This is a genomic window from Photobacterium sp. AWH4_225 (genome assembly GCF_056158405.1).
Genome location: NZ_JBSWTF010000003.1, coordinates 65481 through 89475 on the forward strand (window position 1 = coordinate 65481; position 23995 = coordinate 89475).

25 protein-coding genes are annotated in these 23995 nt (G+C 52.7%); 12 read left to right on the forward strand and 13 right to left on the reverse strand.

Annotated elements, in window-relative coordinates; translation table 11 throughout:
- Positions 1 to 423: 423 nt before the first annotated feature.
- Positions 424 to 2208 (forward strand): YifB family Mg chelatase-like AAA ATPase, encoded by a 1785-nt coding sequence (locus tag ACXAD4_RS17205; RefSeq protein WP_475242981.1) that lies wholly within the window; start codon positions 424 to 426, stop codon positions 2206 to 2208.
- Between the two features lie 86 nt (positions 2209 to 2294).
- On the opposite strand, the gene ACXAD4_RS17210 is transcribed toward ACXAD4_RS17205, so the two are convergent.
- The 5 genes from ACXAD4_RS17210 to ACXAD4_RS17230 form a co-directional block, all read right to left on the reverse strand.
- A complete protein-coding gene (locus ACXAD4_RS17210) occupies positions 2295 to 2897 on the reverse strand; it encodes a thiol:disulfide interchange protein DsbA/DsbL (RefSeq protein WP_107301386.1) in 603 nt (200 codons plus the stop codon).
- Between the two features lie 72 nt (positions 2898 to 2969).
- The gene (locus ACXAD4_RS17215; protein WP_475242982.1) at positions 2970 to 3959 is read right to left on the reverse strand and encodes a serine/threonine protein kinase; all 990 of its coding nucleotides are present in this window, start codon (positions 3957 to 3959) and stop codon (positions 2970 to 2972) included.
- Positions 3960 to 4067: 108 nt separating this feature from the next.
- A complete protein-coding gene (ccoG, locus tag ACXAD4_RS17220; RefSeq protein WP_475242983.1) occupies positions 4068 to 5492 on the reverse strand; it encodes a cytochrome c oxidase accessory protein CcoG in 1425 nt (474 codons plus the stop codon).
- A gap of 259 nt (positions 5493 to 5751) precedes the next feature.
- Positions 5752 to 6018 (reverse strand): YihD family protein, encoded by a 267-nt coding sequence (locus tag ACXAD4_RS17225; protein WP_475242984.1) that lies wholly within the window; start codon positions 6016 to 6018, stop codon positions 5752 to 5754.
- Positions 6019 to 6161: 143 nt separating this feature from the next.
- On the reverse strand, positions 6162 to 6338 hold the full coding sequence (locus ACXAD4_RS17230) for a hypothetical protein (protein WP_475242986.1): 177 nt from the start codon (positions 6336 to 6338) through the stop codon (positions 6162 to 6164).
- 343 nt (positions 6339 to 6681) lie between these two features.
- Here ACXAD4_RS17230 and ACXAD4_RS17235 point away from each other — a divergent pair, with 343 nt between their 5' ends.
- From ACXAD4_RS17235 to trhA, 3 genes are all read left to right on the forward strand, one after another.
- Positions 6682 to 7359, forward strand: a complete 678-nt coding sequence (locus ACXAD4_RS17235) for a FadR/GntR family transcriptional regulator (RefSeq protein WP_475242987.1) — start codon at positions 6682 to 6684, stop codon at positions 7357 to 7359.
- 161 nt (positions 7360 to 7520) lie between these two features.
- Complete coding sequence (locus tag ACXAD4_RS17240; protein ID WP_475242988.1) at positions 7521 to 8309, forward strand: sporulation protein; 789 nt, start codon at positions 7521 to 7523, stop codon at positions 8307 to 8309.
- Between the two features lie 135 nt (positions 8310 to 8444).
- Positions 8445 to 9104 carry a PAQR family membrane homeostasis protein TrhA gene (gene trhA / locus ACXAD4_RS17245; RefSeq protein ID WP_475242989.1) on the forward strand — a complete coding sequence of 220 codons (660 nt, stop codon included), beginning with the start codon at positions 8445 to 8447 and terminating at the stop codon, positions 9102 to 9104.
- Positions 9105 to 9194: 90 nt separating this feature from the next.
- Here trhA and ACXAD4_RS17250 read toward each other — a convergent pair whose 3' ends face one another.
- The 5 genes from ACXAD4_RS17250 to def form a co-directional block, all read right to left on the reverse strand.
- Positions 9195 to 10640: a TrkH family potassium uptake protein gene (locus ACXAD4_RS17250; RefSeq protein WP_475242990.1), complete on the reverse strand. Its 1446-nt coding sequence runs from the start codon at positions 10638 to 10640 to the stop codon at positions 9195 to 9197.
- A gap of 8 nt (positions 10641 to 10648) precedes the next feature.
- Positions 10649 to 12025, reverse strand: coding sequence for a Trk system potassium transporter TrkA (gene trkA, locus ACXAD4_RS17255; protein ID WP_317524661.1), 1377 nt, complete (start codon positions 12023 to 12025; stop codon positions 10649 to 10651).
- Between the two features lie 188 nt (positions 12026 to 12213).
- Positions 12214 to 13494: a 16S rRNA (cytosine(967)-C(5))-methyltransferase RsmB gene (gene rsmB / locus ACXAD4_RS17260; protein ID WP_475242992.1), complete on the reverse strand. Its 1281-nt coding sequence runs from the start codon at positions 13492 to 13494 to the stop codon at positions 12214 to 12216.
- A gap of 97 nt (positions 13495 to 13591) precedes the next feature.
- Positions 13592 to 14536, reverse strand: a complete 945-nt coding sequence (gene fmt / locus ACXAD4_RS17265) for a methionyl-tRNA formyltransferase (RefSeq protein WP_475242994.1) — start codon at positions 14534 to 14536, stop codon at positions 13592 to 13594.
- Positions 14537 to 14564: 28 nt separating this feature from the next.
- Positions 14565 to 15086: a peptide deformylase gene (gene def / locus ACXAD4_RS17270; protein WP_475242996.1), complete on the reverse strand. Its 522-nt coding sequence runs from the start codon at positions 15084 to 15086 to the stop codon at positions 14565 to 14567.
- A 288-nt stretch (positions 15087 to 15374) separates the two neighbouring features.
- Here def and ACXAD4_RS17275 point away from each other — a divergent pair, with 288 nt between their 5' ends.
- Genes ACXAD4_RS17275 through ACXAD4_RS17290 form a run of 4 tightly spaced genes read left to right on the forward strand, consistent with a single transcriptional unit; the run spans position 15375 to position 18692 of the window.
- Positions 15375 to 16481 (forward strand): LysM peptidoglycan-binding domain-containing protein, encoded by a 1107-nt coding sequence (locus ACXAD4_RS17275; RefSeq protein ID WP_475242997.1) that lies wholly within the window; start codon positions 15375 to 15377, stop codon positions 16479 to 16481.
- Positions 16482 to 16505: 24 nt separating this feature from the next.
- Positions 16506 to 17600, forward strand: coding sequence for a DNA-processing protein DprA (dprA, locus tag ACXAD4_RS17280; RefSeq protein ID WP_475242999.1), 1095 nt, complete (start codon positions 16506 to 16508; stop codon positions 17598 to 17600).
- Positions 17601 to 17602: 2 nt separating this feature from the next.
- Positions 17603 to 18076, forward strand: a complete 474-nt coding sequence (locus ACXAD4_RS17285) for a DUF494 family protein (protein ID WP_317524668.1) — start codon at positions 17603 to 17605, stop codon at positions 18074 to 18076.
- A gap of 40 nt (positions 18077 to 18116) precedes the next feature.
- A complete protein-coding gene (locus tag ACXAD4_RS17290; protein WP_475243001.1) occupies positions 18117 to 18692 on the forward strand; it encodes a DNA topoisomerase family protein in 576 nt (191 codons plus the stop codon).
- A gap of 128 nt (positions 18693 to 18820) precedes the next feature.
- On the opposite strand, the gene ACXAD4_RS17295 is transcribed toward ACXAD4_RS17290, so the two are convergent.
- A complete protein-coding gene (locus tag ACXAD4_RS17295) occupies positions 18821 to 19936 on the reverse strand; it encodes a 5-(carboxyamino)imidazole ribonucleotide synthase (protein ID WP_475243002.1) in 1116 nt (371 codons plus the stop codon).
- On the reverse strand, positions 19936 to 20424 hold the full coding sequence (gene purE / locus ACXAD4_RS17300; RefSeq protein ID WP_107301403.1) for a 5-(carboxyamino)imidazole ribonucleotide mutase: 489 nt from the start codon (positions 20422 to 20424) through the stop codon (positions 19936 to 19938). Before purE ends, ACXAD4_RS17295 begins: the two co-directional genes overlap by 1 nt.
- A gap of 199 nt (positions 20425 to 20623) precedes the next feature.
- On the opposite strand from purE, the gene tsaC reads away from it, so the two are divergent.
- The 4 genes from tsaC to ACXAD4_RS17320 all read left to right on the forward strand — a co-directional run bounded on the left by tsaC (position 20624) and on the right by ACXAD4_RS17320 (position 23285).
- The gene (gene tsaC, locus ACXAD4_RS17305) at positions 20624 to 21181 is read left to right on the forward strand and encodes an L-threonylcarbamoyladenylate synthase type 1 TsaC (RefSeq protein WP_475243003.1); all 558 of its coding nucleotides are present in this window, start codon (positions 20624 to 20626) and stop codon (positions 21179 to 21181) included.
- Between the two features lie 10 nt (positions 21182 to 21191).
- A complete protein-coding gene (gene hemF, locus ACXAD4_RS17310; protein ID WP_475243004.1) occupies positions 21192 to 22097 on the forward strand; it encodes an oxygen-dependent coproporphyrinogen oxidase in 906 nt (301 codons plus the stop codon).
- Between the two features lie 94 nt (positions 22098 to 22191).
- Positions 22192 to 23013, forward strand: a complete 822-nt coding sequence (gene aroE / locus ACXAD4_RS17315; RefSeq protein ID WP_475243005.1) for a shikimate dehydrogenase — start codon at positions 22192 to 22194, stop codon at positions 23011 to 23013.
- Positions 23014 to 23021: 8 nt separating this feature from the next.
- On the forward strand, positions 23022 to 23285 hold the full coding sequence (locus tag ACXAD4_RS17320) for a DUF1488 family protein (RefSeq protein ID WP_475243006.1): 264 nt from the start codon (positions 23022 to 23024) through the stop codon (positions 23283 to 23285).
- Positions 23286 to 23288: 3 nt separating this feature from the next.
- On the opposite strand, the gene ACXAD4_RS17325 is transcribed toward ACXAD4_RS17320, so the two are convergent.
- The gene (locus ACXAD4_RS17325; RefSeq protein ID WP_475243007.1) at positions 23289 to 23828 is read right to left on the reverse strand and encodes a gamma carbonic anhydrase family protein; all 540 of its coding nucleotides are present in this window, start codon (positions 23826 to 23828) and stop codon (positions 23289 to 23291) included.
- Positions 23829 to 23995: the final 167 nt, after the last annotated feature.

Sequence of the window (23995 nt, forward strand, 5' to 3'; positions counted from 1 at the left end):
TCATTTATATGTCGATGCTTCACCAGTGACTTAACCATAAGTAATTAAAAGAAAAATAAGTCACTGGTGACTGAACTGATCACGGTTTGTACTGGTTTGATCAATTACTGATCAGTCAGTCATTAGAAGAGTAGATCTTGATTGATCATTGAAGTGAATCTGTAGATAGTCGCGCGTGATGCTGAAGTATTTCATTTTCAGCAGATACAAAAAAACCCGCTAGTGATGCGGGTTTCCTGTCACAAGAAAGAGCTGCAACTCGTTCTTGTGGATTGGTAACAGTTCACACCTGTCACCAGTTGCCCAAGAGATCAATCTGGGCTTGTTCGGAAGTGTCCAACAACCGAACGAGTCGGATTAAATCATTTATGGGCTACGAATGGCAATAGATTGTTCTTATATCAAGAGCTAAGAGATCATTTAATGTCCGAATCAGTTCAAGAAACACCTCAAGTACGCCACCACAATCAGCTAATCAAACATCTATCTATAATCTCCCCAGTAGGAAAGCAAGAGCGCACAGCTCTTGATGTTGCAATTCGTATTGCTTCTTTTTTCAATCCATCAAAGGGTTGTGCTTACCCATCTACCCAACGCATAGCTGCGGAAATGGGAATCCATCGAAACACTGTTACCAATGCAACAAAGCTCTTGGTGCAAGTAGGCTTGCTATCTAAAACAGACTCAAACAAGCAGACTAAGCGAGAGCTGAGAAACGGCGATGTTGATATCAAGGGTGCTAAGTTCCAGAACAACCGCTACTCGTTCAATTTCGAGCTTATAAAGCAACTTGCTTTTCAGTCGTTAAAGTCATTTTTGTGCACGCAGAAACGCTCAAAATTGTGCACTAACAGTTCTTCTACGAAGAACAGATCTAAAAACACAGACAACGCTAAGCGTAGTAATACAATTTTTGATTTAGTTCTAAGTGCTATCAAGCAAGAGCAATCACACCAGCAGAAGCGTAGAGATGCACACAAGCAAGCTGCGCTAGCTAAGTATCAAAAGAAGCATGTAACACCAACTCTCCCGACTGAAGAGCAGTATCAAGCTCAATTTGAACAAGAGAATGTTCAGCTAGAGACTCACAAGCAGACGGTAGCGAGAAACGAATCAGCTTCTGGCTTTGCAAATGGGTTCTTTGCATTCATCGGTGAGACAGCAGCAACTCTCAAACGTGGTGGGATAAAAGGAATTCAATACAGAGGTTTGAAACGAGCAATTGAAATTCGAGTATCACAGATTTATTCAGAGTCAGGGGATATTGAATATACATTGGTTGAAGAGCGTCTAAAAACTAACTGGGGTGATACCAGTTACAGCAAGCTATTTCTTGGGCCGCCGGGAACCGGGAAGACCATGCTGGCCTCAAGGCTGTGTGATTTGCTGCCGCCAATGTCTATTACCGAGGCGATGGAAACCGCCTCCGTTGCGTCGCTGACCCAGCAGCACATTCACGAAGGCAATTGGCGTCAGCGCCCTTTTCGCACCCCTCATCACTCCAGCTCGATGGCGGCATTGGTTGGCGGTGGGTCTGTCCCCCGTCCCGGCGAGATCTCCCTGGCCCATAACGGGCTCCTCTTCTTGGATGAAATGCCGGAGTTCGAGCGCAAGGTACTGGATTCTCTGCGTGAACCGCTTGAGTCCGGTGAGATAGTGATCTCCCGTGCCACCAGCAAGACCACTTTTCCGGCTCGGTTCCAGCTGATCGGGGCCTTGAATCCGAGCCCGACTGGCTTTTACGAAGGCAACCAGTCGCGTACCAACCCCCAAGCCATTCTGCGCTACCTAAGCCGCTTGTCAGGTCCGTTGCTGGATCGCTTCGATATGTCGATTGAGATCCCGGCTCTGCCTCGGGGAACACTGGCAGACGGCGGCGATCGGGGTGAGCCCAGCAAAGTGATCCGCGAACGGGTATGGGCTGCCAGAGAGGCGATGGTTGAGCGCAGTGGCCGGGTCAATGCCCTGCTGGGAACCCGAGAGCTGGATATCTTCTGTAAGCTCGACAAGCAAGATGCAGAATTTCTCGAAACGGCGCTGCATCAGCTTGGCCTGTCTATCCGCGCTTATCATAGGATCATCAAGGTGGCGCGGACCATTGCCGATCTGGCGGGCACTGAGGTGATTGAACGGAAACACCTTGCCGAAGCGCTGGGCTACCGGGCGATGGATAGGCTATTGCGCCAGTTGACTGCGCAGGCCGTATAGCGGGTGAACTGTTCCTTGAAGAGGAGAGATAACAAAAAAGGCCCGTTGGGCCTTTTTGTCTTGGAATGTGTATGTACTGAGCAGGTTTACTTGGTCAGCAGGTAGTTGACCAGCTCAAAGTACTCGTCGACAGATTTGACTTTGCCGGCTTCCACTAGGTATTTGTTGTTGACGATGATCGCCGGTACGCCAGTCAGGCCGCTGTCCTGGAACGCTTTGTTGAAGCGGTTGACCATCGAGTTAACAGCGAAGCTGTTGAAAGCACCATCGAAGTCTTCTGCGCTAACGCCTTCGTCGAGGAAGATCTGGCGTAGTTCGTTATCGTTGCGCGGTGGCTTCTGCATGTCATGGATGCGGCCGAACAGCACTGGCACCATTTTGTCTTCCACACCCAGTACCACAGAGGTCGCGTAGGCCTTGCTCATTGATTTGCCCATGTTGCCGCCCATGAACGACACGTGGTTTTTCTGCAGCTTGGCATTGTCCGGCAGGTTTTTCTTCAGCTGCTGGATGATTGGCTCGAAGCTATTACAGTGCGGGCAGTAGAACGAGAAAAACTCGGTGACCACTGGGCTGCTGGATTTAGGCAGCTCAAGGACTTTGTAGTATTCCCCTTCGGTAAACTTCGCCGCCTGTACAGACAGCGACAGTAGCGCCACGCTGGCAAATGCTAGGATTTTCTTAAACATGGATCAATTTACTCCCTTAAAGCAAAGGTCTGAAATAACGAGGTTATTTCCCTGTTGTTGTGATTAGTATTATTACCATTGCGGCATCAGTTGCAATGGCGGTTCCTGCAGGGCTGCCAGCTGCTCCTTGAATGCCAACACTTGGCCTTCCCAGTATTTGGCATCGGCAAACCATGGAAATGCCTGCGGGAAAGCAGGATCTTCCCAGCGGCGGGTTAGCCAAGCCATGTAATGTACCATTCTAAGACCGCGCAAAGGCTCGATCAGTTGCAACTGTTTTTGATCGAAGTCGGCAAATTCACTATAGGCTTCCAAGATGGTGTCGAGCTGGGCCAACTGATCATGGCGTTCGCCGTTGAGTAACATCCACAGGTCTTGGACTGCCGGGCCGTTGCGGGCATCGTCCAAGTCGACGAACAGCGGGCCGTCACGCCATAGGATATTACCCGGGTGGCAGTCACCATGAAGGCGGATAGATTGCCAGTCGTTGTGCCATTGCTGTTCAAGCTCGCGGATCAGGGTATCGAGATCGGCAAAAAAAGCATGCTTGAGGTGCTCGGGGATCATCGTCGATTGCTCGAGGACCTGACGGGGCTGGTAGAGGTACTCTTCCAGGCTGATAGTCGGGCGGTGCGCAAAGGTGGTGCGCTGGCCGACCCGATGGATCCGGCCAAGAAAGCGGCCAACCCATTCCAGTTGATCAAAGTTGTCGACCTCGAACTGGCGTCCTCCCATGCTCGGGAATAATGCGAGGCGATGGTTTTGGAACGGATGGAGAGTACGTTTATCGATGGCAATCGGGGCTGCCACGGGAATTTCTTGTTCGGCTAGTTCCAGCGTGAACTGATGCTCTTCGTCAATCTGTTCGTCGGTCCAGCGCTGGGGGCGATAAAACTTGGTGACATAGCGGGCACCGTCTTCGGCGACAAACTGGTAAACCCGGTTCTCGTAGCTGTTGAGCGGTAGCAGGCCGGATTCAGCACGGATGCCGATGCTATCGAGGGCATCCAGCAACAGGTCTGGGTTGAGATCGGCAAAGTTGAAGCCGTGTTGTTGTGTCATCGTGACTTTCCACTAGGTACAGATAGTACGCAATTATAACATCATAATAAGAAAGGGCCTTTTATGGCCCTTTCTTTACACTCTTTTTCATTTAATTGAACAATGGGTTTAGCGCAGCTCGCCGATGAATCGGCTCTCGGTATGGATCTGGCTACCGTCGCTCTCCCGGGTCAGGGTAAAGGTGATATCGGCAATATTACCCTGCAGCAGATATGGGTCGACGCCGAGGCTGACTGGCAGGGTAAAGATTTCCCCTGCCTCGACATTGATTTGCTGCGGGCCGTACCACTCGATCTCCTCGATACCGCTGACGGCCAGGGTATAGCGGGTATCTTGCTGGGTTTTGTTCAGGATTTTGAGGGTATAGGTATTTTCCACCAAGCCCTCATTGTTTACCCGGAACAGCTGGCTGCGGTCGCGGATCACATCCAGTCCCATTGGCTGCACCGAAGCGAGCAGATAGAAAAACAGGCCGATCATCGCCACCATCACACCGCCATAGCCAATCAGCTTTGGACGCATGATGTGGGTGCTATGGCCTTCCAGTTTATGCTCGGTGGTATAACTGATCAGGCGTTTGTCATAACCCATGCGATCCATGGTCTCGTCACAGGCATCGACACAGGCGCCGCAGTTGATGCACTCATACTGCAGGCCGTCACGGATATCGATGCCGGTCGGGCACACCTGCACGCACAGGTTACAGTCGATACAGTCACCAAGGCCAAGTGCTTTGGGGTCTTTCTTGCGCGGCCTTGGACCACGGGCTTCGCCGCGTTCTACATCATAGCCGACAATGTAGGTGTCCTTGTCGAACATCGCCGACTGGAAGCGGGCATAAGGACACATGTGGATACAGACTATCGAGCGCATCCAGCCAGCATTGGCATAAGTACAACCGGTAAAGAACAACACCCAGAAGCCGGCCCAGAAGCTGGTCCCGAAGGTGAAGAAGTCGACTACCAGAGATTTGATCGGCAGGAAGTAGCCGACAAAGGTCAGCCCGGTGGCAAGGGCAACGGCAAGCCAGGCAATATGCTTGAGGACTTTGCGGCCGATGAGCTTGGCTGTGGGCTTGATACTGTCCTGTTTGCGGCGCTTGTTGGCTGGTCCCTCGAGCTTTTCTTCAAACCAGATATAGATGAAGGTCCAGACTGTCTGGGGACAGAAATAGCCACACCACACCCGGCCGAGGAAAGTAGTGACGAAAAACAGGGCAAAGGCGGCAATCATGAACAGGGTCGCCAGCAAGGTGAGATCTTGCGGCCAAAGGGTGGTACCGAAAAAGTTGAACTGTTGCTGGCCGATATCGAGCAGGATTGCCTGGCGGTCGCCGTAGGGGATCCACGGCAAGCCCATGAACAGCAGCATCAGCAGCCAGCCCATGCGCCGTCTCAGTTGTTGATATACCCCTTTGGCGGCACGGACATAGATCCGGTTGCTTGGGTTGAATCGATCGCTACCCCCTTTGTGGGTCTTGGGGTTGAACGTCGGCGGGGTGACATCCTTTATCTTGATTTTCTCTTGGGTCATGACATTACTTTCCTTGGATGCTGCTTCACAGGCAGCGGCAGCCAGTACTTTGCCGGCCGGTACGTTTTAATTGTAAGAGATTGGTAAATAAATGTTACGAGGGGGAGTATATCCTAGCCGCGTGGAGGAGTACGCTAGCAAGGTCATAATTTAGGCAACAGATACCCGAGAGTGTGAGGTGGCAAGTACTAAGCCGTTGAGAGATAGATAAAAGAAGGCGGGGGAATTAATGCTGGACCATGGCGGCCCAGCAAATGGATCACTTGATGATGCCGCGAGCGCGTAAGATGGCAGTCTTGAAGTCGTCTTCGCAATCCTTGGCTATACCCGGGATCATCTCCTGCTTCTCGCTGTTGCGCATCTTCAGGTGGTAAATCAGGACGTCGTCGGTCAGATCTTCCAGTTTGCCCTCGAACTTGGCTTCTTCGGCCAGTTTCAGCAAGAACTGAACCAGGTTCATATCCGGCTCTTTGAGCCACTCAGGGTGAATAAGCTCGATCATTTCATTGACGCGATGGGTCTTCATAACAACTCCACTTAGTAAAGGCTGATTAACTTTATAGTCATATTTTTATTGTGGGTAACGTTATAACAAAGCTGGCACGGATACAAATAGCTGGATGGAAATAAAAGGGCAACCCGAAGGCTGCCCTGAACACTTGCTTTGAGCTACGCGGCTTTTTCGCTGCGGGTGATGACATCAGCCGATTGCGTAGCTGGGGTCACAGGCAGGGATTGAACAGCGGTTTTGGTTGTTTTGCTTTTTAGCGTTGGGGCGTGCGAGGTACTGCGCAGGCGTGATGGACTGCGAGGTGTGCTGTACCTGACGAACGAGGCTGGGCGCATGATTTACCTATTAGTCAGGCGCTTCCGTGGCCAGAGTGAATACATTATTTCCGCATCTGTGTTGTTGGCTGGGCCGTTCCTCTGCGGGAATAAAATAGTGTTTAATTTTCGCGGCGAGAATAGCAACAACCTATGATTAAGTCGAGTGATATTTGACCATGGCAAAAGTATTTACCTCTCATTTATTACCCGTGCTTGCAAGCGAATTGTTACCTGTCTCGTCATCTGTGAAGATAAGCCGTTTATCTGGTGCCGCTTTGTGGTCTAATGCAGCCTTGCTGGCAATAAGCGCCTGCCGAACACAGAGAGGCAGGACGATAACAACAGCCTCTGGAGGGAGTTAATGGATCACGATCAGCAGCGACGGGTCACCAGCCGTAACTTGTCATATAAACTGGCAGAATCAATCGGACAGCAGATCTTGCGTGGCGAAACGGCACCGGGCGATATTTTGCCAGGTGAAGTCGAGCTGGGAGAAATGTACGGGGTGAGCCGGACCGCAATTCGCGAAGCGATCAAAATGTTGGCGGCCAAGGGGATGGTACTGCCCCGCCCGCGTATCGGTACCCGGGTACTGCCGAAGCGAAACTGGAATTATCTCGATCAGGATTTGCTGGCTTGGCTTAATTTCGAACAGCATGGTGAGCTGGTGGCTGAATTCCAGCGGGTCAGAATTTCCCTTGAGCCAGAGGCTGCCGCCCTGACCGCCCTCAATGCCAATGATGCTGATCGCGAAGAGTTATGCAGCCTGATGGCAGAAATGCATGCTCTGGGTGAGAAATTTGATAAAGAGCGCTGGGTGGAAGTGGATACCCGCTATCATCAGCTGATTTACTTTGCCTCGGGCAACCATTTCATCAGCCCGTTTGGTAACTTGTTCAAGGCGGTATTCGAGAGTTACTTCAGGGTGATCACCCGGGAGAAGCTGCTCAAGCTTGAACTGCACCAGAAAGTGGTCGACGGCATCATGGCCCGCGATCCGGAAGCGGCCAGACAGGCCACCATTGAATTGTTGCGCTAGAGAGAAAACGAAGCTGAGGCTTCGTTTTTTTGTTTGTGCACCAGATCGCCTAGTCTCCCCTTGCAGCCGCACAGTGTTCACTGCAATATAAGTATCATTTCATATTGAAAGTGCGCATTTGGTCGTAGTGCCCATGCGTATGCAGCAAAGGAGATGCTCTGATGTCATTATTCCGCAAAAGCTTGGCCAGCCTGGGTATTGGCTCGGCCCGGGTCGATACTGTGCTGCCGCAAGGCGTACTGATCCCCGGTGAGCCCCTGGAAGTTGATGTGCAGGTCCATGGCGGTAAAGTGGAGCAGCAGATCGACAATATTTACCTGTTCCTGTGTTGCCACTACGAAGAAGAAGTGGAAACTAGCCGGGGAGACAGTCAGCACCGCAAGGAAAAAGTCACCCAGACTTGCCGTTTGGCTGAATGGTCGCTGCCCTACTCGTTTGTTATCGGTGCCAACGAAGAACGCCATTTCGACGTCAGTTTGGCGTTGCCTTTCAATACCCCTATTACCATTGGCGATTCCCACGTCTGGCTCGAAACCCATCTCGATATGCCGCTGGCTTTTGATGCCAAGGACAAAGATCTGCTGACTGTCCGGCCGGATCCGTTGTTGGATGGCGTGTTCTCGGCACTGGAGTTGGCCGGTCTTCGGATCCGCCAAGTGGAATGCGAGGCCGCCAAGGGCTTTGAGCTGCCGTTTGTCCAGGAGTTTGAGTTTGTGCCGGTATCCGGCCCTTACCATGGCCGCTGGCGCGAGTTGGAAATAGTGGTATTCCGTGGTGAATCGGGGCTGCAGATGTGGTTTGAGATTGATCGCCGCCAGCGTGGTTTCAGTGGCATGCTCTCGGGCCTGCTAGGCCGGGGAGAGCTCGAACGATATTGCGAGATCCCGGCGAGTTTACACCCGCAGCAGGCGGGCGAACGGGTTTTGGCTTTTTTAGATCAAACAACCTAGCGAATTGATTTTTGTTGTTCTGACGGCGAAATAAGAACGATTCACAAAAAACACCTATTTCAGCTTACACCTGTAAGCTAAATGTGCCATACTGCTAATATATTGAGCATAAACTCTATATTTAGGATGACAGTAATGGCGGAGCAGTTGGCAACAGAATCGGGGTATTCGGTCACAGAAGAGGTGGCAAACAGTATCAGCCATGGCCTTGGCATGGTGTTTGGTATTGTCGGCTTGGTCTTGCTGCTGATGCAGGCAGTCAGCCACGGTGCCGACGCGTTGAGTATTACCAGTCTGAGTATCTATGGGGCCAGTATGATTTTGCTCTATCTGGCCTCGACGCTTTACCATGCCATCCCGTTTGAGCGGGCCAAGCGGGCACTGAAGACCTTTGACCATTGTGCTATCTATCTGCTGATAGCCGGTACCTATACTCCATTTTTGCTGATCACCCTGCGTACCCCGCTAGCCATTACCCTAATGGCTGTGATCTGGGCCATCGCGCTGATCGGCATCGTACTCAAGATCGCTTTTGTCTATCGCTTCAAGCGACTGTCACTGGCGACCTACCTGACCATGGGCTGGCTGTCACTGATAGCGATCTATCCTCTGGCGATGACCTTGGCGGCTGGCGGTTTGGTTTTGCTGGCAGCTGGTGGCATCGTTTACTCAATTGGTGTGGTGTTCTACGTCAACAAGCGCATTCCCTACAATCATGCGATTTGGCACTTGTTTGTGTTGGGTGGCACCGTCTTACATTTCCTGGCGATCTATTTCTACGTCAAGCCAGTCTAACCATGTAAGAGAGCATTACGTTTGCCCCAATAAAAAAGAGAGCCGGTTGGCTCTCTTTGGCTCTCTTTGGGTTTCTATGGCTGTGGCTGACTAGTTGCGCCAGAAAGCAGGGAAGAACACCACCAATACGGTCAGGATCTCCAGCCTTCCCATCAGCATACCAAAGCTCAGAGTCCATTTGGCCAGATCCGGCAAGGTAGCAAAGTTGCCGGTTGGGCCTATCACATCCCCCATCCCTGGACCAACATTGGCGACAGCGGTAACGGCACCGGTGATGCTGGTGATCGCATCCAGTCCCTGCATACCGAGCACAGCGGCCACCACCACGATGGTCAGGACAAAGGTCAGGGCAAAGGCAACTACCGAACGAACGATACCATCGGTGACCGGCCGGCCGTTGTAGCGCTGGATGAAAACACCCGACGGGTGGATCAGCTGCATCATCTGCTTGCGCAGCAAGGCGAAAGCGACCTGGAAACGGAAGATCTTGATCCCCCCGGCGGTCGAGCCCGAACAGCCACCGACTAGCATGATGAAGGCAAAGATGATCGTCGGGAAAGGTCCCCAGGCGGTGAAATCATCGAGGCCGAAGCCGGTAGTGGTGACCACCGAGATGATGTTGAACAGTGAGACCCTAAAGGCATCGATAAAGCGGTAGTCCAACTGCCAGGTCAACCACAGTGCGACGGCAAGTCCGGCGCTGAACACCAACATGGTAAAGCCTCTTACCTGGGCATCGCTTAGCAGGGTGCGGGCTTCGCGCTTGCGCAAGGCCTGGACGAACAGCAAGAACGGCAGGCCGCCGGCAAACATGAAGACTATCGCCACCCAATGGGCACTGTTGGAGAAATGGTTCATCGAGCCGTCCGAGGTCGAGTAGCCTCCGGTCGACAGCGTGGTAAAAGCATGGTTGATGGCATCGAAGGTGTTCATGCCAGTCAGCAGGTAGCCGAGGAAACACAGCCCGGTCAGGCTGAGATAGACATTGACGATGTTCTTGGCCACGCTCTTGGTCCGCGGCGAGCTTTTATCCGACCAGTCGGACGACTCGGTCTGGAACAGGCGCATACCACCGACATTGAGCATCGGCAAGATAGCCACCCCCATCACGATAAAGCCGATCCCGCCAAGCCACTGCAGGGTGGAGCGCCACAGCAATATACTCGGGGCCATATCATCCAATCCGCTGAGTACCGTCGAGCCGGTGGTGGTGATCCCCGACATGGTCTCGAAGTAGGCATCGGTGAAGCTGATATGGTTGATAAAGACGAACGGCAAGGCCGCAAAGGCACTGGCAATGGTCCATACCAGGGTGGTGATCATAAACATATCACGCACCCCGAGCTTGAACTCGCTGGTACGGCCGAATGTCAGGCACAGGAAGGCCACCACATGGGTGATGATGACGGCAGTGGCGAAGTCGATAAAACCCTCGGTCCCGGTGGCGAAGGCCACCAGGGTCGGGACATACATGAACAGGGCGATCTTGGATAAGACCAGCCCTATCACGAACAGAATGGGACGAAAGTTAACCATGATGGCTGCTACAGGAAGAACGGACTAGGTTGGAACAGGCGTTCGACGTCTGGGATATATTTCTTATCGACCAGGAACATTACCACGTGGTCGTTTTGTTCGATCACGGTACGGTCATGGGCGATAAGCACTTCTTCACCGCGGACAACCGCGCCGATAGTGGTGCCTGGTGGTAGTTTGATGTCACCTACCGCCTTGCCGACCACCTTGGAGGTTGTCGAGTCCCCGTGGGCAATGGCCTCGATGGCTTCGGCAGCGCCGCGGCGCAACGAGGATACGTTGACGATATCGGCCTTTCGCACGTGGGTCAGCAGTGCCGAGATGGTGGCTTGCTGTGGCGAAATCGCAATATCAATGGTACCGCCCTGGACCAGATCGACATAGGCCCCGCGCTGGATCAGTACCATGACTTTCTTGGCCCCCATACGCTTGGCCAGCATGGCAGACATGATGTTGGCTTCGTCATCATTGGTGACGGCAATGAACACGTCGATTTGCTCGATATGCTCTTCGCTCAGCAACTCCTGATCGGACGCGTCACCGCAGAATACGATGGTGTTCTCCAGCATTTCCGATAGGTTCTCGGCCCGCTCGGGATTACGCTCGATCAGCTTGACGCTGTAGTTTTGCTCCAAGCGGCGGGCGAGGCCGGCACCGATGTTACCGCCACCGACAATCATCAGGCGTTTGTAGGGTTTTTCGAGACGCTGCAGCTCACTCATCACCGAGCGGATATGGTTGCTTGCCGCCACGAAGAAGACTTCGTCATCGGCTTCGATAATGGTGGTACCACGTGGTCGGATCGGCCGGCCCTGGCGGAAAATCGCCGCTACCCGGGTATCGACATGGGGCATATGTTCGCGCAGTGCTGACAGGGCATTACCGACCAGTGGGCCGCCATAATAAGCTTTTACTGCAACCAGGCCGACTTTGTCTTCGGCAAAGCCAACGACCTGCAAGGCTCCCGGGTACTCGATCAGGCGTTCGATATAACCGGTCACTAGCTCTTCCGGGGCGATCAGGTGATCGACCGGTACGGCATCGGACTGGAACAGTTGGTCCTTTTCCTTGAGGTACTCCGGCGAGCGGATACGTGCCACCCGGTTTGGGGTGTTGAACAGGGTAAAGGCGATCTGGCAGGCGATCATATTGGTTTCATCGGAGTTGGTGACCGATACCAGCATGTCGGCATCCTGTGCCCCGGCTTCGCGCAGGGTGCGGGGATGGCTGGCAAAGCCCTGCACGACACGCAGATCATACTTATCTTGCAGCTCGCGCAGGCGCTCTGGGTCCTTATCGACGATAGTAATATCGTTGTTCTCGCCAACCAGGTTTTCGGCAAGGGTACCGCCGACCTGTCCGGCTCCGAGAATGATAATTTTCATAGCATATGCCTGATTAATAGAATCGTTGTAGGTTACTACGCTTCGGGATAAGGGTCATGCAGAACTCTGCTCATTTAGAATAACTTAGTTTTCAGCGATAGAAAGCGAACACGCTGAATTACCCGCTTAACGTCCCGAAATGTGAACAAAAAAACGGAACTTGATAATCAAGTTCCGTTGTTGGTTAGTTAGCGCGCTTTACGCATAACGGCATAGTAGAAGCCGTCCATATCCTGTTCGCCAGGTAATATCTGGCGGCCGGGTTGCTCGCTATCGCTGCCGATCAGTTCGGCATCTGTTGTGCGTGCCAGGAACGCTTTGACCTGCTCGCTGTTTTCCTGCGGAGTAATAGAGCATGTCGCATAGACCAAGGTGCCGCCCGGTTTTAGCTGCTGCCACATCGCATCGACGATTTCAGACTGCAACTGGGCCAGGGCATCGATGTCATCGGCGCGGCGCAGCCACTTGATATCCGGGTGGCGGCGGATCACGCCGGTGGCCGAACAAGGCGCATCCAACAAGATGCGGTCGAACTGCTCGCCCTGCCACCATTGATCCGGGTAGCGTGCATCGGCACACAGCACCTGGGCGGTCAGGTTTAGGCGCTGCAGGTTGTCATGCACGCGCTTGAGGCGGTTGTCATCACAGTCGATCGCAACCACTTGGGTATCCGGCTGGCGCTCCATGATATGGGCAGTTTTACCGCCGGGTGCGGCGCAGCAATCGAGGATCAGTTCGCCGGCCTGTGGCTGGAGGTATTCCACTGATAATTGGGCGGCTGCATCTTGCACTGATACCCAGCCATCGGCAAAGCCCGGCAGCTTGTTGACATCGCAGGGTGCATGGAGCTTGAGGGCATCCGGGGCTTCTGGGTGGATATCGGTATCGATACCGGCTTCGTCCAGTAGGGCGCGGTAGGCATCACGGGTGTGGTGCTGGCGGTTGACCCGCAGCCACATAGGCGCCTTGGTATTGTTGGCGGTGGTGATGCTATCAAGTTGCTCCGGGTAGCTGGCTTTTAGCAGCTTGAGCAACCAACCCGGGTGACCGTAGCGACCGGCATCATGGCTGGTGGCTTGTTCATCAAGGCTTTCTTGCTGGCGTTGGTAATTACGCAAAATGGCATTGATCAGGCCACGCAGTTGCGGCTTTTTCAGGTTCTTGGTGGCATTGACCGTCTCGGCGACCGCGGCATGGGCCGGGATGCGCATGTAACCCAGCTGGTACAGGCCAACAAGAATAAGGTGGTGGAAGACTCTCTGTTTGCCTTTGAGCGGCTTGTCCATCAGCTGCTGGGTAATCGACTCAAGGCGTGGCAGCCAGCGCAGGACACCGTAGCAGATCTCCTGGAGCAGCGCATGGTCACGCTCTTTGATATCTTGTTGGGCAGCCGGCAGTGCGGTAGAAAGAGACTGGCCCTGATCAACCACTTGATAGATAACCTTGGCTGCTGCAGCTCTTACGTTCATGCAGATTTCCTGATGTGTTGACCTACGTCCATTGCATTATTGTCATGGCAGTAGGTTGAAAAAAGTAAGGCCAGTGCAAGCACTGGCCCTTGGAGGGTTACAGTACCGTGCCGGGTTCGAACCACTCGCGGCGCGAGTTCAGCAAATCCTGTGCCTTCATCGCTTTTTTGCCAGGCGGCTGGAGCTCGGTCAGGCGCAGTGCCCCTTGGCCGGTAGCGACCAGGATCCCCTGCTTGTCGGCTGCCAGAACCGTTCCCGGTGCTTTGCCCTGGTTATCGGCCTCAACATTGGCTTGCCAGACTTTGACGTTCTGCTCGGCAACCACAAAGTAGCTCACCGGCCACGGGTTGAAGGCGCGGATGCAGCGCTCGATATGCTCAGCATCATCGGCCCAGTTGATGCAGGCCTCTTCTTTGCTCAGCTTCTTGGCGTAGTTGGCTAGTGCGTCATCCTGTTTTTCAGGAGCAGCTTTGCCCTCGGCAATATCAGCAAGGCAGTCGACCAAGGCAACAGGGCCAAGCTCGGCCAGCTTTTCGTACATCGATGCGCTGGTATCGCTAGGCTCAATCGGCAGGGTGGCAATCTTCAGCATATCACCGGTATCTAGGCCGATATCCATCTGCATTATGGTCACGCCCGTTTCGGCATCACCGGCCCAGATTGAGCGTTGGATAGGCGCAGCGCCACGCCAGCGTGGCAGGATAGAGCCATGGACATTGATACAACCTAGTTTCGGTGTATCCAATACTGCTTGCGGCAGAAGCAGGCCATAAGCGACAACGACCATGATATCTGCGTCCAGATCAGCGAGTTGCTGTTTGGCTTCATCTGACTTGAAGTTTTCCGGTTGGTAAACCGGGATATCGTGCTCAAGCGCGATATTCTTGACCGGGCTGGCAGTCAGTTTTTTACCGCGACCCGCCGGACGGTCTGGTTGGGTATACACCGCAATAACATCGTGCTCCGAAGACAATAACGCCGCCAGGTGACGGGCGGCGAAATCCGGAGTACCAGCAAAAACAATTTTCAAAGGTTTGCTCAAGGTAGCGTCCTTAAATCTGGTGGGCGAATTAAGCGTTATTCGCGTGTTTTTCGTTGAAGCGCTTGATTTTGGCCAGCTTGTCCTGGATACGCTTACGTTTCAGCGGTGACAGGTAATCAACAAACAGCTTGCCTTCAAGGTGGTCAAGCTCATGCTGGACACAGATGGCCAGTAGGTCGTCAGCATCAAACGTGAACTCTTCACCATCACGGTTTAGGGCTTTAACGGTTACTTCAGCTGCGCGTGGCACAAGAGCACGGGCACCCGGTACCGACAGGCAGCCTTCCTCAATGCCGTCTTCACCGCGCTTTTCGATAATTTCTGGGTTGATCAGTACCATTGGCTCATTGCGCTCTTCCGACAGGTCGATCACCACGATGCGCTGGTGGAAGTCCACCTGAGTTGCCGCCAGGCCGATCCCTTCTTCGTCGTACATGGTTTCCAGCATGTCATCGACAAATTTCTGGATCTCTGGGGTCACGGCTTCAACAGGCTTGGCAACGGTGCGTAGGCGCTCGTCAGGGAATGTTAATACTTGCAATAAAGACATAGATACTCGTTTTAAAAGACAGTACTGATAACAGGGATCGTTTAATTGTTCTAATTCTAGTCATTTTATAAGCCAAATCATAGTACCCCGTTGCAGTCACTTGGTGCTTGGGTGCTGTGTGACTGCTAGGCCCGGCGCTTCAACAGCTTGCAACAATAGCGCCGGAAAAGTGAAGCAGGCCGAAAACTCCGGGATAACTGGTGTGGTGAGCTGGACTCATCAAAGGCGCAGTGACAGCCTGACAAAATAGCTTGGCTGTTGTGTGGCTTGGCGGTTATAGGGGGAGCGATGAAAAAATTGAAAACGGCAATGTGCCAATGCGGGCTGATAATGGCTATCGCCGGTATCAGTATGGGGTGGCAGGCCCAGGCGACAGAGCTCAATGTGATAGAAGGCGCACCATCAGTCTACACCGTGAAAAAAGGGGATACACTTTGGGATATTGCCGGGTACTACCTTGCCAGCCCGTGGCGTTGGCCCGAGCTATGGCAAAGCAATCGCAGTACGGTTGCGGATCCCCATTGGATATATCCCGGTGATCAGCTTTACCTCCATTGGGTCGATGGCCAGCCTCGCCTGCTGCGCAAGCCTCACAAGCATTTGTCACCCAAAGCGATAGTGACTTCCAAGCCAGTGACTACATTACCGGCGCAATTATTGTTGCCGTATCTTGCTGAAGATAAGCTGCTGACTAGCAAAGAGGTACAGCATCTCCCCCATGTGATCGGCGATAGTCGTGCACAGGGTTATATTCCCCGCGGAGAAACGATCTGGGTAGATACGCCTTTAATAAAAGGAGACAAGTGGGGGATTTTTCGTCCCAAGCAACAGTTGCAACGTGAGTTGGCATCGGGCGAGATCACAGAGGTGTCTATTTTGAAAGAAGTGGCACGGGGGGAGGTCGTGGCCGTAACGGAAACTACCAGTGCCGTGCTGCTGACCGATGCCAAAAGAGAGGTGATGCCCAATGATATCCTCCTGCCAGCTCCTTTGCCTCCCAGCATGGCTGCAATGAGCTTTACCCCCTCTCCTTACCCTGAGCCGACGAGTGCCACGGTACTGGCTGGGTTAGGGGGAATGGCGTTTATCGCTACCCATGAAGTGGTGGTGCTGGATCAGGGGCACCTCGATGGACTGGCGGCAGGGCATGTGTTCCAAATCACCCGCCCAGGCGCTAAGTATATTGGTGAAAAGGGGCAGTACGAGTACAACAAACCGGATAGCCCAATCATGTCTTCCGCCTTGAGTTTATCTCAGTCACAGCAATTACAAGATATCCCGGTCGGGGAAGTGATGGTGATCCGGCCTTACGAGTACTTTAGTCTGGCCGTTGTGACTAAGGCGATGGAGCCATTCAGGGTTGGTACGCAATTGGTTCCACCCTACCAGGGCTAAATAGGCGCTATGTCTTCAGGCACTATGTCTTCACTTACGGATTGGCTCATTCTGGCCTCCACGCCACAGTTGGGCGGTTATCGAATTGGCCGCTTGTTGGAGCGTACCAGCCCATCGGCCTTGCGCGAGTTGTCAGATCGCGAGCAGGCCGAGCTCGGGCTTACCGAGCGTCAGCGCCAGCATATTGCCAGTCCGCCGCAAAAAAGAATTGAACGCTGTCTGGCGTGGCACCAACAGCCAAACCAGCAGATCATTGCCCTCGATTCCCCGCTCTATCCCGCCCTGCTAAAGGAAATACCCTCTCCCCCACCCTTGTTGTTTGTCCGGGGCGAGCCCCGTTGGTTACACGAGCCCCAGTTGGCTATGGTGGGAAGCCGGGCAGCCAGCATTGATGGTTTGGAAGCAGCCTATGAGTTTGCTGCGGCTATGGTAACGGCAGAGTATGTGGTGACCAGTGGTTTGGCTCTGGGGGTTGATGGTCGGGCCCATTATGGTGCACTGAAAAATGGCGGTGCAACAGTGGCAGTATTGGGTTCGGGGCTTGATAAAGTCTACCCCGCCAAGCACCGCGATTTGGCAGCTTCGATTGTCGAGCAAGGTGCGCTGGTTTCTGAGTTTTGGCCGGATGAACCGCCCCGGCCGCAAAATTTTCCCCGTCGTAACCGGGTGATCAGCGGGTTGTCGGTCGGCGTATTAGTGGTTGAGGCTGAAGAAAAGAGCGGATCATTAATTACAGCCCGCTATGCCCTTGAACAAGGGCGGGATGTTTTTGCCATTCCCGGGGCGATCCATAACCCGATGAGCAAAGGCTGTCATGCACTGATAAAAAACGGTGCTAAATTAGTAGAATCTCCGGTCGATATCTTTGAGGACGTTGGGGTGCTTACTGAGTGTGCAAAAAGTAGTCAGTTGGCGCATTATGTCCCACATCCTGAAAATGAAAAATTGCCATTTCCAGCGCTGTTGGCTAACGTAGGCAATGAGGCAACACCCGTAGATGTAGTTGCTGAACGCAGTGGATTACCCGTTCATGAAGTCATGATGCAGTTACTCGAATTGGAGCTGCAAGGAGTGGTCGCTGCCGTACCAGGTGGCTATGTCAGAACGAGGAGGGGCTAGTTATGATGGATATCCTAATGTACCTGTTTGAAACCTATATCCACAGTGATGCGGAGCTCATGGTTGATCAGGATGAACTTTCCGAAGAGTTGCTTCGTGCTGGTTTCCACCAGGAAGATATTTACAAGGCACTGGAGTGGCTTGAAAAGCTAGCGGCTTTGCAAGAAACCGAAGAAACCCCATATATGAACACCAGCTCTGTGACAGCCATGCGTATTTATACAGCGCAGGAAATGTCGCGGATGGATATCTCATGCCGTGGTTTTTTGACCTACCTAGAACAAATTCATGTGCTGGGCGCAGATACCCGTGAAATGGTCATTGACCGGGTGATGGCGCTGGAAACCGCTGATTTTAATCTTGATGATCTCAAATGGATTATCTTGATGGTGCTGTTTAATGCGCCGGGTAACGAAAGTGCTTACAGCCAGATGGAAGAGCTGTTGTATGGCATGGAAGATGGCTATATACACTAAGTCCGTATGGGTGGGGTGTTGTTGAAGATGATTGAGTAGTATGTCTGGAAAAATTGACACCCAGTTATTCAGTGCCCATGAGCATGCCCTCGAGCACGACAATCTGTGCCCGAAGTGCGGCTCGACGCTGGCGATGCGCAATAGCAAGCGTGGTCCTTTCCTTGGTTGCACCCATTACCCTGAGTGCGACTATATTAAACCTTTGGCGCAAAACGATGGCCACATCGTTAAGCACCTAGGTCAACCCTGCCCGGATTGTGGCGAAGAGTTGGTACTTCGCCAGGGGCGCTACGGCATGTTTATTGGCTGTAGTGGCTACCCGCAATGTCACTATATTGAATCGCCAGAGAAAAAAGCCGAATCCACCCATGTTCCTTGCCCTCAGTGCCAGAAAGGTAACTTGGTCGAGCGAAAATCGCGATACGGCAAGGCATTCTATGCTTGTGATCAGTACCCGTCGTGCCGTTTTGCCGTCAATGCCAAGCCGGTGCAGGGATCTTGCCAGGAATGTGGCTTTGGTTTGCTGATTGAGAAGAAATTGGCTAGCGGTACCAAGCTGCAATGCGCTGATCGCCGTTGCCATGCTTATCAGGAACAAGCCCAAGACGAATCCTGAGCCATAGTCGATGGCAGTCAAAAGCCATTTTGCTGATATGACAGATAGATAAAGCAAAGCCAGCATGATGCTGGCTTTGTTGTTTGGACTCTGCTTTTTGGGCTTGGCTCGGTACTTTGGGCGGCCAGCTAGCGTTTGAGGGCTGGGAATGCTGCTGGGTCAAGGTGACCGGCAATGGTTGCCAGTGAGTCATCAAGCTGCTCTTGGGTCTCAGCGCAGACATTGATGTGCCCCATCTTGCGGCCTGGACGCTTTTCTTTGCCGTACCAGTGGATATGGCACTGAGGATGGCTTAGCAAGTCGGTTGGCAGGCGATCTTCTCCGAGGATGTTGATCATTGCCGTCGGGCGAAGCAACGTCGTACTGCCCAGAGGCATCCCGGCGACTGCACGCAGGTGGTTCTCGAACTGACAGGTTTCGGCACCTTGCTGGGTCCAGTGGCCTGAGTTATGGACACGCGGAGCGATTTCGTTGACTAGCAACTTACCATCAACATCAAAGAACTCAATGGCCAGTACACCGACATAGTCCATCGATTCGGCGAGTGAGCGGAACATGGCTTCGGCTTGATTCTGCAGTGCTTCATTGCCTGTCAGTGCAACCGATAGGCTCAGCACTCCGTCAGTGTGGGTGTTTTCTGCCAGTGGGTAGACTGCGATATCGCCGTTTTTGCCACGGGCACCAACCAGTGAAACCTCGCGGTCAAACGGAACAAACTCTTCGGCTACGATGGCCTGGTTATCGGTCTGAGCCATGAATTCTGCCATTTCTGGCCAGATCTTGTCGGCATCTTCACGTTGTTTCAGGCGCCACTGGCCTTTGCCATCATAACCACCTAAAGCGCTTTTCAGTACCATCGGTAGGCCAACGGTGTCTATTGCGGCATCTAAGTCTTCACGGCTGTTGATCAAATGGTATTTGGCATTGGCCACTCCGGCGCTGTCGAGCAATGCTTTTTCCAGGCGGCGATCGCCACCTGCTTTGATCGCGTCGGTGGTCGGCAGGAACTTCCCGCTCTGCTCGCAGATATCGAGAATTTCATGGGGGATATGCTCGAATTCTGCGGTGATCACATCGGAATAGGTAATGGCGGTATTGAGCCCTTTGAGCATGACCTGCTGGGTCAAAGGATGAACCACATTGCCCGTACCGACATCATAAGCAAAGACTTCAATGTTAAGTGGTGCACCGGCCAGCGACATCATTCGGGCAAGCTGCCCGGCACCAAGTACCAGTACTTTCATTATGCTTCCTCGGCCGGATTCGGGTTGGCCAGAACAGTGTCAGTTTGCTCTTTACGGAAAGCATCGATCGCGGCCATGACAGTGCTGTCTTGAGTCCCGATGATCTGTGCGGCTAGCAGGCCGGCATTGGCTGCACCTGCATCACCAATTGCCAAGGTACCTACAGCAACACCTTTTGGCATCTGGACGATAGAAAGTAGCGAGTCCATGCCTTTTAGGGCGCGGGACTGAACCGGTACCCCAAGGACTGGCAGGCTAGTGAAGGCCGCGGTCATACCTGGTAGGTGAGCAGCGCCACCGGCACCGGCAATAATCACCTTGATACCACGCGCTTGTGCTTGCTCTGCATACTCAGCCAATAGGTGCGGAGTACGGTGGGCAGACACAACCTTGGTTTCATAAGCAATGTTGAAGCGGTCCAGCATTTCAGCAGCATGCTGCATGGTTGGCCAATCTGACTTTGAGCCCATGATGATCCCAACTTTCATCCCGATCTCCTTTGGGGTAACTAAACTGTGAGGTATTAATGCATGTGCCGCGCATTATACGAGTATTTTTTGTGAAGGAAAACGTTTGCGTCAGGTAAATTGCAACAATGATTAACGAGCATGGAGTTGTTAGTAAGGAGTCGGTAAGATAGGTAAACAGAACGTTAAAACTGACGTCAGTAAATTCAAAGAGGTACCTGTGGAGAACCTGAACCAAGTGGTTGCAGCCCTGCAGCAGCAGGACGTTATTGCCTACCCTACCGAGGCCGTGTTTGGCGTGGGGTGTGATCCCGATAGTGAAATCGCTGTAAATAAACTTTTGGCGCTCAAGCAGCGTCCGGTCGAAAAAGGATTGATCCTGATTGCTGCCAACTATGAGCAGCTGGCTCCCTACGTGGATGACAGCGTTCTGAGCGAAGAACAGAAAGCCCGTATTTTTGCCTCTTGGCCTGGCCCGGTGACCTGGGTGATGCCAACCAAGCCGGGAGTACCACGCTTCTTGACTGGGCAGTTCGATACTATCGCAGTTCGGGTGACTGACCATCCTTTGGTCCAACAGCTCTGCCTTGCTTTTGGTAAACCGCTAACATCAACCAGTGCCAACCTCACAGGCCAAGAGCCTGGCCGCAGTGTGGCTGAGGTCGAAGCGCAGTTGGGTTCTCAGCTATCGGCGATTTTACAGGGTGAGACCGGAGGGCGGGATAACCCTTCAGAAATCCGAGATGCCATTACCGGTAATATTTTCCGCCAAGGATAGGATACAGAGCATGCAGCAAGTGAATAAAGAAGCCGTTAAAGCCTTTTTGTTGGATCTGCAAGACAGGATCTGCAACGCCGTTGCCGAGCAGGATGGCCAAGCCAACTTCGAGCAGGATGAATGGCAGCGTGAACAAGGTGGTGGTGGCCGCAGTCGCGTACTCCGTGAAGGGCGCATCTTCGAGCAGGCTGGCGTTAACTTCTCCCATGTGTTCGGTACGAAGATGCCGGCATCGGCGACCGCGCACCGTCCTGAGCTTGCCGGACGTAGTTTCGAGGCGATGGGAGTTTCGTTGGTGCTCCACCCGCGCAACCCGTATGTCCCGACCTCTCACGCCAATGTCCGTTTCTTCATTGCCGAGAAAGAGGGAGAAGAGCCGGTATGGTGGTTTGGTGGCGGTTTCGATTTGACGCCGTTCTATCCGTTCGAAGCGGATTGCCAGCATTGGCACGATACGGCCAAGGCGCTTTGCCAGCCATTTGGCGAGTCAGTTTATGACGAGCACAAGGCGTGGTGTGACAAGTATTTCTTCCTGCCTCACCGTAACGAGACCCGTGGGGTCGGCGGCTTGTTCTTTGATGATCTCAATGAATGGGGTTTCGAAAAGAGCTTTGCCTACATGCAGGCTGTGGGTAATGGTTACCTAGATGCCTACTTGCCGATTGTCGAGAAGCGCTACCCTACCCCTTATGGCGAGCGTGAGCGCCAGTTCCAGCTTTATCGTCGTGGTCGTTATGTTGAGTTTAACCTGGTATATGACCGTGGCACCTTGTTTGGCCTGCAAAGCGGCGGCCGCACTGAATCTATCCTGATGTCGATGCCTCCCCTTGCCCGCTGGGAATACAGTTACTCCCCAGAGCCGGGTTCGCCGGAAGCCGAGCTTTATGACAGTTACCTCAAGCCGCGTAGCTGGTAAGAGTCTAAAGGATTTGAGTCATTGAATCTGCAATGATAGGGTCAGTAGCAATACTGGCCCTTTTTATTGGTTTGATAACATGGAACCCCGGCATATGGATAAGTATGTTGTTTTTGGCAACCCGATTGCCCAGAGTAAATCCCCTTTTATTCACACGCTCTTTGCCCGCCAGACAGGACAGGACATGCGCTATGACGCCCAACTTGCTCCAGTCGATGGTTTCAAAGAAGCGGCGGAGGCGTTTTTTGCTGCTGGTGGCCGCGGTTGTAATGTCACTATGCCATTTAAAGAAGACGCATTTGCCTACGCCAACCAGTTGACCGAGCGGGCTCGGCTTGCTGGTGCCGTCAATACTCTTAAGAAACTCGACGACGGTGTGATCCTTGGTGATAACACTGACGGAGAAGGGTTGGTGCAGGATCTGCTGCAACACAGTACCTTGCTTGAAGGCCAAAGAGTGTTATTGATCGGTGCGGGAGGTGCTGCCCGTGGTGTGGTACTACCGCTATTGGCTCAAGGTGTTAGCGCTTTGACGATTGCAAACCGGACGGTAGAAAAAGCAGAGGCGTTAGTTGAGCTATTTTCTTCGCATGGGCCGGTTGAGGCGTCGACCTTGTCCGAGCTGGATGGGAAAGAATATGATGTGATCATTAACTCGACCTCAGCCAGCTTAAGTGGTGAGCTACCGGGTATTCCACCGAGTTTGATCCGTCCCGAAGTGACCTGCTATGACATGGTATACGGGGCTGAGCCGACCACCTTCAATGTCTGGGCCAAAGAGTTTGGTGCCAGAGTGACATTGGATGGTTTGGGTATGCTGGTTGGCCAGGCTGCTGAGAGTTTCATGTTGTGGCGGGGCCTTCGACCTGGAGCTAAACAGGTCCAGCGCGAGCTTCGTCGTACCCTACAGAAATAAAGAAGACAATGAACCAAGATATTCTATTTGCTGATCTACAGACCTGGGACAGTGAACGCCAGGCGGTTAACTTTCCTGCCCAACAAGGTGGTGCGTTGATCCATTGTTGGGTTAGCCTGGCATGGCTGGAGAAAAAGTGTGGCCAAGCACTGGTTGATGAGGCCGCTGTACTCAGTGCTTTTGCTCAGTGCCGTTTTGATTTGGAAGATATCGCCGAAACCATGATTGAAGATGAAGAATTCAATCATGCTGGCGATATCGAAATTTACTAAGCCCTACCCTTCTGCTAGGTATTCGTTTTTCAGCCTGACATAATTATCGGCTGAACCAGGCAAAAAAGCGCGCTCTTTATCGGATAATGGGCGTGCTTGTTTGGCTGGGCTACCTACATAAAGAAAGCCACTTCTAAGTACCTTGCCCGGTGGGACTAAACTTCCGGCGCCGATAATCACGTCATCTTCAACAATTGCCCCGTCTAAGACGATCGCCCCCATCCCCACCAAAACCCGGTTACCAATTTGACAGCCATGCAGCATCGCCTTATGGCCAATGGTTACATCATCCCCGATAAGTAGTGGGTGGCCTTGCGGGTTGTCACTGCTGGTTCGGGTGACATGGAGAACGGTACCATCCTGGACATTGCTCCTTGCACCGACCTTTATATAGTTAACATCACCACGGGCAGCAACCAAAGGCCAAATGCTGGCATCTTCCCCTAGGGTAATATCACCGACCAGTACAGCAGATGGGTCAACATAGGTACTGGAAGCGATTGTCGGATATGTTCCTTTATAAGGACGTATAGATGAAACCATAGTGTTGAGCCTTAAAAAATTAAGTTTATAGCGTTAGATTAGCCTTGCTGTAGTGCAAATAATATCGAAAAATCCCGCTTTTGTTTGAATAGTGCACAGTCGAGCCTAAAAGATGAATTTTTTTTGAAATTGCCCTTGCTAACGTGATCGAACTCTCTATAATGCCA